The 9,494-nt window shown below is 68.1% G+C and carries 9 protein-coding genes; 3 read left to right on the top strand and 6 right to left on the bottom strand.

What is annotated here, in order from left to right; translation table 11 throughout:
* On the top strand, positions 1-863 hold an 863-nt coding region (locus JWP83_RS13505), incomplete at its 5' end, for a carboxyl transferase domain-containing protein (RefSeq protein WP_297730613.1).
* A gap of 192 nt (positions 864-1,055) precedes the next feature.
* Here JWP83_RS13505 and JWP83_RS13500 read toward each other — a convergent pair.
* The 5 genes from JWP83_RS13500 to JWP83_RS13480 all read right to left on the bottom strand — a co-directional run bounded on the left by JWP83_RS13500 (position 1,056) and on the right by JWP83_RS13480 (position 6,297).
* Entirely contained in the window at positions 1,056-1,802 is a 747-nt protein-coding gene (locus tag JWP83_RS13500) for an SGNH/GDSL hydrolase family protein (protein ID WP_297730611.1), read from the bottom strand.
* Entirely contained in the window at positions 1,799-3,409 is a 1,611-nt protein-coding gene (locus JWP83_RS13495) for an FAD-dependent monooxygenase (protein WP_297730609.1), read from the bottom strand. The genes JWP83_RS13500 and JWP83_RS13495 overlap by 4 nt, the downstream gene beginning before the upstream one ends.
* A gap of 85 nt (positions 3,410-3,494) precedes the next feature.
* On the bottom strand, positions 3,495-4,127 hold the full coding sequence (locus JWP83_RS13490) for a TetR/AcrR family transcriptional regulator (RefSeq protein ID WP_297730607.1): 633 nt from the start codon (positions 4,125-4,127) through the stop codon (positions 3,495-3,497).
* 68 nt (positions 4,128-4,195) lie between these two features.
* Positions 4,196-5,740: a glycerol-3-phosphate dehydrogenase/oxidase gene (locus tag JWP83_RS13485; protein WP_297730617.1), complete on the bottom strand. Its 1,545-nt coding sequence runs from the start codon at positions 5,738-5,740 to the stop codon at positions 4,196-4,198.
* Positions 5,728-6,297 (bottom strand): TetR/AcrR family transcriptional regulator, encoded by a 570-nt coding sequence (locus JWP83_RS13480; protein ID WP_297730605.1) that lies wholly within the window; start codon positions 6,295-6,297, stop codon positions 5,728-5,730. Before JWP83_RS13480 ends, JWP83_RS13485 begins: the two co-directional genes overlap by 13 nt.
* Before the next feature lie 47 nt (positions 6,298-6,344).
* Here JWP83_RS13480 and JWP83_RS13475 point away from each other — a divergent pair, with 47 nt between their 5' ends.
* Together JWP83_RS13475 and JWP83_RS13470 are read left to right on the top strand one after the other, a co-directional pair.
* Positions 6,345-7,925: an FAD-binding oxidoreductase gene (locus tag JWP83_RS13475; protein ID WP_297730615.1), complete on the top strand. Its 1,581-nt coding sequence runs from the start codon at positions 6,345-6,347 to the stop codon at positions 7,923-7,925.
* 6 nt (positions 7,926-7,931) lie between these two features.
* Positions 7,932-8,870, top strand: coding sequence for a diacylglycerol kinase (locus tag JWP83_RS13470; RefSeq protein ID WP_297730603.1), 939 nt, complete (start codon positions 7,932-7,934; stop codon positions 8,868-8,870).
* Here JWP83_RS13470 and JWP83_RS13465 read toward each other — a convergent pair.
* On the bottom strand, positions 8,851-9,363 hold the full coding sequence (locus JWP83_RS13465; RefSeq protein WP_297730601.1) for a DUF3145 domain-containing protein: 513 nt from the start codon (positions 9,361-9,363) through the stop codon (positions 8,851-8,853). The two genes, JWP83_RS13470 and JWP83_RS13465, sit on opposite strands and share 20 nt — an antisense overlap.
* Between the last annotated feature and the right edge of the window lie 131 nt (positions 9,364-9,494).

Below are 9,494 nucleotides of genomic sequence, written 5' to 3'. Positions count from 1 at the left end.
AGTCCGGGGTGTGCCACATCGTCGCCGACGACGAACTCGACGCCTACGAGCGTGGCCGCCGGCTGGTCGGATTGTTCTGCCAGCAAGGGCATTTCGACCGCAGCAAGGCCGAGGCCGGTGACACCGACATCCACGCGCTGCTGCCCGAGTCGGCGCGACGGGCCTACGACGTGCATCCGATCGTGACCGCGCTCCTCGACTCGGACACGCCGTTCGACGAGTTCCAGGGCCGCTGGGCGCCGTCGATGGTGGTGGGGCTGGGCCGGCTGTCCGGCCGCACCGTCGGCGTGCTGGCCAACAACCCGCTGCGCCTGGGTGGTTGCCTGAATTCCGAAAGCGCCGAGAAGGCAGCGCGTTTCGTGCGGCTGTGCGACGCCTTCGGGATCCCGCTGATCGTGGTTGTCGACGTGCCCGGCTACCTGCCAGGTGTCGACCAGGAGTGGGGCGGCGTGGTCCGCCGCGGTGCCAAGCTGCTGCACGCGTTCGGCGAGGCCACCGTTCCCCGGGTCACCCTGGTCACCCGAAAGACTTACGGCGGCGCCTACATTGCGATGAACTCCCGCTCGTTGAACGCGACCAACGTGTTCGCCTGGCCGGACGCCGAGGTCGCCGTGATGGGCGCCAAGGCTGCCGTCGGCATCCTGCACAAGAAGAAGCTGGCCGCCGCGCCCGACCACGAACGCGAGGCGCTGCACGACGAATTGGCCGCCGAGCACGAGCGGATCGCCGGTGGCGTCGACAGCGCCATCGAGATCGGTGTGGTCGACGAGAAGATCGACCCGGCGCACACCCGCAGCAAGCTCACCGAAGCGCTGGCCCAAGCGCCGGCACGCCGCGGACGCCACAAGAACATCCCGCTGTAGGTCTCCTTTCGACCGCGAGCAGACGCAAAAGCCCCTCGACACGCCGTATGTCGGGGGCTTTTGCGTCTGCTCGCGACCGGTCGGGCCCTACTTGACCAGGGCTGAAACCAGCGCCCTGCCGATCTTCGATGTGGCGCGGCTACGCAGCCGGTACCAGACGTCCGAGGTCGGCGATGTCTACCGCAGCGGGTTTCAGGAGTCCAAGAACTGCTGAACGGTCTCGGTGAGTATGCGCCCGCCCTTGGTGTTGAGGTGAATGCCGTCAATGTGGAATTCCCAGCCGTTGCTTCGAGAGATCTCGTCGAAACTTTGGCGCATAATCATTTCCCGCCATAGGTAGTCGCGGTAGAGAGACGCGAACGAGAAACGGGTGAACGGTTTCGTCGCCGTCGTGCGTGCGAGTCGCGCCTGAAAAGCCTCATAGAACGCGATGTAATGCGTAGACCCCATCGAGGCGGCTTCGCGGATGATGCCGTTGTAGGTGGCGATCAGGTCGTTGAGCCGCGCCTGAACTGGATGGGACGAGCGGGGCTCTTCTCCAAGCGGCGCAAGGGAACTCAGCCCGACCCGGGCATTGGCCTCCCGTCGCAGCCTGCGCACGATGATCGCGAGGTTCTCCTCGAACCGGGCCGGTGACGGTTCTTCGGAGAGTCGCTTCCAGGCCCGAACGAATCGCCGGAAATTTGGAAAGAAAGTCGCCAGAACGTCGTTCGTCCCGACGAGCACGATGACCCGGTCCGGCCGTGATGCGATTACTCGGTCGAGGTGCCGGACGGTATTGAACGACAGATCCCCGCCCACACCGAGGTTGACAAATCGAAATCGGCTGTTTTGGGAACGCTTTTCCAGCTCATCGATCCATTTGTAGGTTCCCCTCGATGCGGTGGTGCTCGAGCCCAGACAGGCCACCGTTTCAACGGACCCTCGCGGATCGGTCATCGCGTGCGGCCGAGGATCTGACACAGCGCCCGGCCGAGGTCAGTTTCCGGCGAGTGCGGAAGCTTGTCGGCGCGCCAGGCGACGAAGTCGTCGGGGCGCACCAACAACGCCCCGTCCGGTGCGAGCCCTGTGGCGGCAGCCCAGGAGCCGTCGACGTCGAGCGCAGTTCCGATGCGTTGCAGTCCGATTGGGACGCTCAGGGCCTTCGACGCTAAGGCTGCGGCGTCGGACCAGGCGGCGTCATGGTCTCCGGTGAACAGCGTGAAGCCGGGACTGAGTAAATCGAGGGTGGAGACCCGCTTCCCGCCGTCAACTACCCAGGCGTGCGGGACCCTGGTCCCCGGTTGCCCGCGCAATTCCTCCACCAGTGACACGGCGTCCGGATCCGCGGGAACAGGATCGTCGGAAACCACAGCGGCCGAGCGGTATTGGTAGCCGATCAGCAGGGGAAACATCGGCGCCTCTTCGTCTGCCGGCAATTGCGGGCGGTCGTCGTCCAACCGGAGGAAGGCCAGCGATGGCCCCGTGAGCGACTGGCGCGCATTGAAGCGCCCGACCGGGTGTCGTTCGGTGTGGTAGGTGGTCACCAGGGCCGGGCCGGCGGTCCCGTTCAAGACGGCGGCCAGCTTCCAGGCCAGGTTGTGCGCGCTCTGGATGGCGGTGTTGGCTCCGCCGGCCTTGAACGGAGGCATGCTGTGGGCCGAGTCGCCGACGAGAAACACTCGGCCGCTCTGGAATTGGTCAGCCACCCGCTCGTAGGGCTGCCACGGCGCAACGTCGATGACTTCCACGTCGATCGGCTCACCGATCGCTTTCGTCAGCAGCTCGCGGCAACGCTGTGCGGTGAACTGATCGGCGGTTTCCCCGCGGCCGGGGAAGTACGTGGTGATGAAAATGCCGAAGTCGTCGCGTACCGGGAGAAAGATCCCCTCCACGTCCGGGTTTTTGACCTGGATGCCGTCGCCGCCGCCGAGCTGTGGGACGAACTTTAGCCACGGTCCCCGGAAGTAAATGAAGGCGACATAGATCGGCAGCGCCCCATAGCCGGAGGTCGTCGCGCCGAGTGCGTCGCGGATCGGGCTGTGCACGCCGTCGGCGGCGACGAGATAGTCGGCGCGTACCGCCTCCGTTGCGCCCGACTCCCGATCGCGTATGATCGCGGTGACGCCGCTTTCGTCCTGTTCGAACGAGCCCAACTCCGTGTTGTAGCGCGCCTGGCTACCGTGCCGACGGATATGCGTGAGCAGGATCGGTTCGAATGCGCTCTGCGGACAATATTGCCCGCCGGGCTCGGGGCTCAGGTCTTTGAATGGCGAGAAGATCGCGTCGACGTCGAACGCCTGATGCTCTTCGGCGCTGTTGAGCGTCGGCTTGCTCAGCATGTCCGAAACGCCCTGGGCGATCGCGTGGACCTCGTCGGCAAGTCCCAAACCGCGCAGGATCTCCAGGCTGCGGAAGCTCAAGTTGCGCGCTTTCGGATAGATGAATGCCTCGCTGCGCTTTTCGACCAGCTGCGAGCGAACGCCATGTTTGGCGAGCAGCGCAGAGGTTGCCAGGCCGGCGGCGCCGGCGCCGACGATCAGCACCGGGACATGCTCGACATTCATCGCCGTCTCCCTCCAGACGGAACTAACTAGTTCCGTCCACCCCCAATGTGGCACGCCGCGGTGCAAATGCGCAACAACGCAACAGCTAAGCCACCGGTGCGCCGGCGAGCGGCAGCATCACGTCTTCGAGCACGCGCCGGACATAGACCCGGTCGATCGGCCGTCCCGTGATCACCCGCAGCACGTTGAGGCCCAATGCGACGTCGGGGATCAGGCTCAGGTCGCGGCCGGCCGGAATCTCCCCGCGAGCGACCGCCTGGTCGAGCACCGCGCGGACCACCTGCCGCGGGGTGGATAGCACAAGGTCGTCCAGGGCAGCCGCCAGGACGGGATTGTGCATGGCTGCGGTCGCCACCCCGACAACGACCCGAATCATATGCGAATCAGCATCATCCAGGTCGGGTGTGGCGGCAACCAGCGCGTCTATGTCGCCGCGAAGGCTGCCGCTGTTGGGCGGCTCGACAGGTCCCAGCCGCCGTCTCCAGTGGGCGATAGCATCGGCGACCACCACGGCCTTCGATGGCCAACGACGATAAATCGCCGCCTTCCCGACGCCGGCACGCGACGCAACGTCGTCCATGCTCAACCGGTCATAACCCACTTCGGCGACACCCGCCAGCGTCGCGTCGAGGATGGCTGCGTCCAACGATCGATCGAGGCGTCCCGGGCTTCGCGCTCGGCGCGAGGTGCGCGGCGCCTGGCCGCTGTCGAGCTCCATGTACGTTCCTCACCGATACGGACTAGTTCCGTTCCATGGTAACCGTCGCCGCGATCGCCCGACCCACTTCAGCCGAAGCGCGCCACAAACTCCTCGGCCACGGCAACCACCCGCTCGCGATCGCGCGCCACCAGGCCGATCCGGGTCCGCCGGTCCACGATGTCGTCGACGTCCAGCGCGCCCTCGTGCGTGACCGCGTATTCGAACTCCGCCCGCGTCACGTCGATCCCCTCGGCGACCGGGTCAGCGGGCCGCTCGCACGTGGCTGTGTCGATCACATTGGCGGCTTCGGCACCGTAGCGTGCCACCAGGGACTCCGGCAGGCCGGCCATCGGCGGTATAGCTGTCCCCGGATTGGCCGGCGCCCCGATCAGCGGCAGGTTGCGGGTCCGGCACGCGGCCGCGCGCAGCCCGCGCAGGCCGACGGCCCGGTCCAGGACATCCTGTGCCATGTAGCGGTATTCGGTGAGCTTGCCGCCGATCACGCTGATGACGCCCGACGGCGCTTCGACGACGGCGTGCTCGCGTGACACGTCGGCGGTGCGGCCTTCACCGGTGTCGATCAGCGGACGCAGGCCCGCGTAGGCGCCGATCACATCGGCGGTCCCAAGCGCGGTCCCCAGCGCGGTGTTCACCGTGTCCAACAGGAACGCGATCTCCCCGTCAGACGGTTCCGGCACGTCGGGAATCGGGCCGGGCGCGGCTTCATCGGTCAGGCCCAGATACACCCGGCCCAGTTGCTCGGGCATGGCGAACACGAAGCGGTTCAGCTCGCCGGGAATCGGAATGGTAAGGGCCGCAGTCGAATTACCGAAGGCAGCAGCGTCGAACACGAGGTGGGTCCCGCGGCTGGGCCGCAGCCGCAACGAACCGTCGATCTCGCCCGCCCACACCCCGGCCGCGTTGATGATCGCGCCGGCCGACACGTCGAACGACTGTCCCGTGCGCTGATCGGTCAACCGCACCGAGGTGCCGGACGCCTCGGAGGCCGCCACGTAGGTCAGGATCCGCGCGCCGTGTTGCGCGGCGGTGCGCGCGACCGCCGTGACCAGTCGGGCGTCATCGATCAATTGCCCGTCGTAGGCCACAAGGCCGCCGGCGAGGCCGTCACGTCGAACTGTGGGCGCCATCTCCACGACGCGCCGCGCCGAAACCCGCCGCGACCGGGGCAGGGTCGAGGCCGGTGTGCCCGCCAGGGCCCGCAGCGCGTCGCCGGCCAGGAACCCGGCGCGCACCAACGCCCGCGTGCTGTGACTCATCGACGGTAACAACGGCACCAATTGCGGCATCGCACGAACGAGATGGGGGGCGTTGCGCGTCATCAGGATTCCGCGCTCGTTGGCGCTGCGCCGGGCGATGCCCACGTTGCCACTCGCCAGGTAGCGCAGGCCGCCGTGGACCAATTTGGAACTCCAGCGGCTCGTGCCGAAAGCCAGGTCGTGTTTTTCCACCAGCGCCACCCGCAGGCCGCGCGACGCGGCGTCCAGGGCGATCCCGACGCCGGTGATGCCGCCGCCGATCACGACGACGTCCAGCGGCTCGCCGTCCGCCAGTGCGGTCAGGTCGGCCGTGCGGCGCGCGGCGTTGAGGGCAGCCGTCATCACGACAGGTATCCGTTCAGCGAGTAGGCGAGTTCGGCGGCCAGCGTGTCGGCATCGAGGATCGGGCGCACGATCCGTTCGGACTGGATGGTCGACTGGGCGATGAGCAGCACCATGGTGGCCATCTGCAGCGGGTCGCCGGCGCGGACGCTGCCGTGGCGCTGGGCCGCGCGCAGCCGCTCGGCCAGGGCGTCGATCAGCATCTGCTGGCTGGCCCCGAGGCGTTCGGTGATGTAGATCGGCGCCAGCTCCGAGTGCATCACCGACATCACCAGCTCGTCGCGACGCAGCAGATTCGCGACCGAAACGATCTGGCGCACAAGCGATTCCCGGTCTTCGCTGAGCAGCGGCGCGTCGCGCATCACCCCGGTGATGCGCTGGGTCAGCAGCGCCGCCACGATCGACTTGGTGTCCGGCCAGCGGCGGTACACCGTGGGCCGGCTGACGCCGGCCCGCCGGGCAATCTCCGCCAGGGTCACCCGGTCCACCCCGAAATCGACCACACAGCTGGCCGCCGCCGCCAGGATCCGGTCCCGGGTACCCGGCTGGGCGTTACTGATTGACAGCATGTGTAATACTGTAACGCATGACGCACGCCGAGCAACTCCTCCCGCCGATGAAATGGAACGCGTGGGGGGACCCCGCCGCGGCGAAGCCCCTTTCCGACGGGATCCGCTCGCTGCTGAAACAGGCTGTGGGCCTGCAGGATTCGGGCGAGGTCGAACTCGACGCCGACCAGGTGCGGCTGCGCCCGTCGGCGTTGTCGCAGGCTGTTCGGGACGCGCTGGCCGGCATCGTCGGAGCCGAGCACTGCCGCACCACCGACCGTGACCGGCTGCTGCGCGCCGGCGGCAAATCCACACTCGACTTGCTGCGCCGCAAGGACCCCGGGGTTCAGGATGCTCCCGACGCCGTGTTGCTGCCCGGTGATGACGACGCCGTCGCCGCGATCCTGCGCTACTGCTCGGAGCGCCGCATCGCCGTGATCCCGTTCGGCGGCGGCACCAACGTGGTGGGCGGCCTCGATCCCACCCGCGGCGAGTTCGGCGCCGTGGTGTCGCTTGACCTGCGCCGCTTCGACCAGCTCATCGACCTCGACGAAGTGTCCGGTCAGGCCGTTTTGGGGGCCGGGGTCACCGGACCGGACGCCGAACGCCTGCTCGGCGACCACGGCTTTTCCCTCGGGCATTTCCCGCAGAGCTTCGAGTACGCCACGATCGGAGGCTTCGCAGCGACGCGGTCGTCCGGTCAGGATTCGGCGGGCTACGGCCGGTTCAACGACATGGTTCGCGGCCTGCGGATGGTGACCCCGGTGGGGACGATGGAGCTGGGCCGCGCGCCGGAATCGGCCGCGGGCCCCGACCTACGCCAGCTGTTGCTCGGCTCGGAGGGAACGTTCGGCGTCATCACCCGGGTGCGGCTGCGCGTGCACCGGGTCCCGGAAGCCGTCCGCTACGAGGCGTGGTCGTTCCCCGACTTCGAAACCGGGGCTGCGGCCCTGCGCGCCGTCGCCCAAAATGCCACCGGCCCCACCGTCATTCGGCTCTCCGACGAGGTCGAGACCGGGGTCAATCTCGCCACCACGGAGGCGATCGGCGAAAGCCAGATTACCGGCGGCTGCCTGGGCATCACCGTGTTCGAGGGCACCGAGGAGCACGTCGAGAGCCGGCACGCCGAGACCAGCGCGCTGCTGGCGGCCAGGGGCGGCACGTCGCTGGGCGAAGGGCCGGCGCAGGCGTGGGAGCGGGGCCGGTTCGCGGCGCCGTACCTGCGCGACTCGCTGCTGTCCGCCGGCGCCCTGTGCGAGACCCTCGAAACGGCCACCGACTGGTCCAGGCTGCCCGCGCTGAAAGCCGCTGTCACCGAGGCGCTCACGAACGCGTTGGCCGACACGGGCACCCCGGCGCTGGTGATGTGCCACATCTCGCACGTCTACCCCACCGGCGCCTCGCTCTACTTCACCGTCGTCGCCGGGCAGCGCGGCAATCCCATCGAGCAGTGGCGGGCCGCCAAGAAGGCGGTCTCGGACGCGATCATCGCCGCCGGCGGGACCATCACGCACCACCACGCGGTCGGCGCCGACCACCGGCCCTGGATGCGCGACGAGGTCGGCGAGCTGGGCGTCCAGGTTCTGCGCGCGGTCAAGGCGACGCTCGACCCGGCGGGAATCCTCAACCCCGGCAAGCTGATTCCGTGAGCCGCGATGTCTGAGCGCGAAATCGGCAAGGTGACCGCGCTGACCAATCCCGTCTCGGGCCACGGCGCCGCGATACGCGCCGCGCAAGTGGCGATCGCCCGGCTGCACGATCGGGGCGTGCAGGTCACCGAGATCATCGGCGACGACGCCGAAGACGCGCGCCACCTGGTCGGCGCCGAGCTCGAGCGGGGGACCGACGCGGTGATGGTCACCGGCGGCGACGGCGTCGTCTCCAACGCGTTGCAGGTGTTGGCGGGGACCGACGTCCCGCTGGGCATCATCCCGGCCGGCACCGGCAATGACCACGCCCGTGAATTCGGCATTCCCACAAAGGATCCCGAGGCCGCCGCGGACATCGTCGTCGACGGCTGGACGGAAACCATTGACCTGGGCCGGATAACGTGCGGCGACAGCCGCACAAGGTGGGTGAAGTGGTTCGGCACCGTGGCGGCCACAGGGTTCGATTCGCTCGTGACCGATCGCGCCAACCGGATGACCTGGCCCCACGGGCGGTTGCGCTATTACATCGCGATGCTCGCCGAACTGTCGCAGCTGCGGGTCTTACCGTTCCGCATGGTGCTCGACGGAACCCGGGAGATCGACGCCGACATCACGCTGGCCGCCTTCGGCAACACCCGCAGCTACGGCGGCGGGCTGCTGATCTGTCCCAATGCCGATCCCGCCGACGGCATGCTCGACATCACCATGGCGCATTCGGCATCCCGGACGAAGTTGGTCCGCCTGTTCCCCACCGTCATGAAGGGCACACACGTCGACCTCGACGAGGTGACGACGGCGCGCGCCAAATCGATCCACGTCGAGTGCCCCGGCATCAACGTCTACGCCGACGGCGACTTCGCGTGCGCGCTGCCCGCCGAGATCTCCGCGGTTCCGGGCGCGTTGCGGATCCTGCGGCCCGCCCGATCTACCCGACGCCCCGGTTGAGCCAGGTCACTTCCCCGGCGTCGCCGCCGTCGCGATACACCTCGAGCGCCTCGTCCCACGCCGTTCCCAGCACCGAATCCAGCTCGGCGGCCAGCGTGTCGGCGCCCTGGGCCATCATCGCGCGCAGCCGCATCTCGCCGACCATGATGTCGCCGTTGGCGCTCATCGACCCGCTCCACAGGCCGAGCTGCGGGGTGTGGCTGAACCGCTGGCCGTCGACTCCCGGGCTGGGGTCCTCGGTGACGTCGAACCGCAGCACCGACCAGGAGCGCAGGGCGTTGGCCAACCTGGCGCCGGTGCCCACCGGCCCGACCCAGTTGGTGACGGCGCGCAGCTGCCCGGGCATCGCCGGCTGCGGCGTCCACACCAGGTTGGCCTTGGATTGCAGGGTCGACGACAACGCCCACTCCACATGCGGGCACACCGCCGCGGGCGAGGAGTGCACGTACACCACGCCGGTCGCCACATCGGCAAATTGATTCGACGCACGCATTTCTTGCTCCTTCGGTTCCACGAGGGACGTCTTCCCCAACGACCTGGTGGACCTGCGAAGCGAGATAGCTAGCGGAGGATTGTGAATATTTTTGTGTCCTGCGTGTCTATTGTGCCCTGTGATGCCCCTGT

The organism is Mycobacterium sp., assembly GCF_025965855.1.
GTDB lineage: Bacteria > Actinomycetota > Actinomycetes > Mycobacteriales > Mycobacteriaceae > Mycobacterium.
The sequence above is the reverse complement of the archived record's forward strand: the minus strand, read 5'-3'. Positions and strand labels throughout refer to the sequence as shown.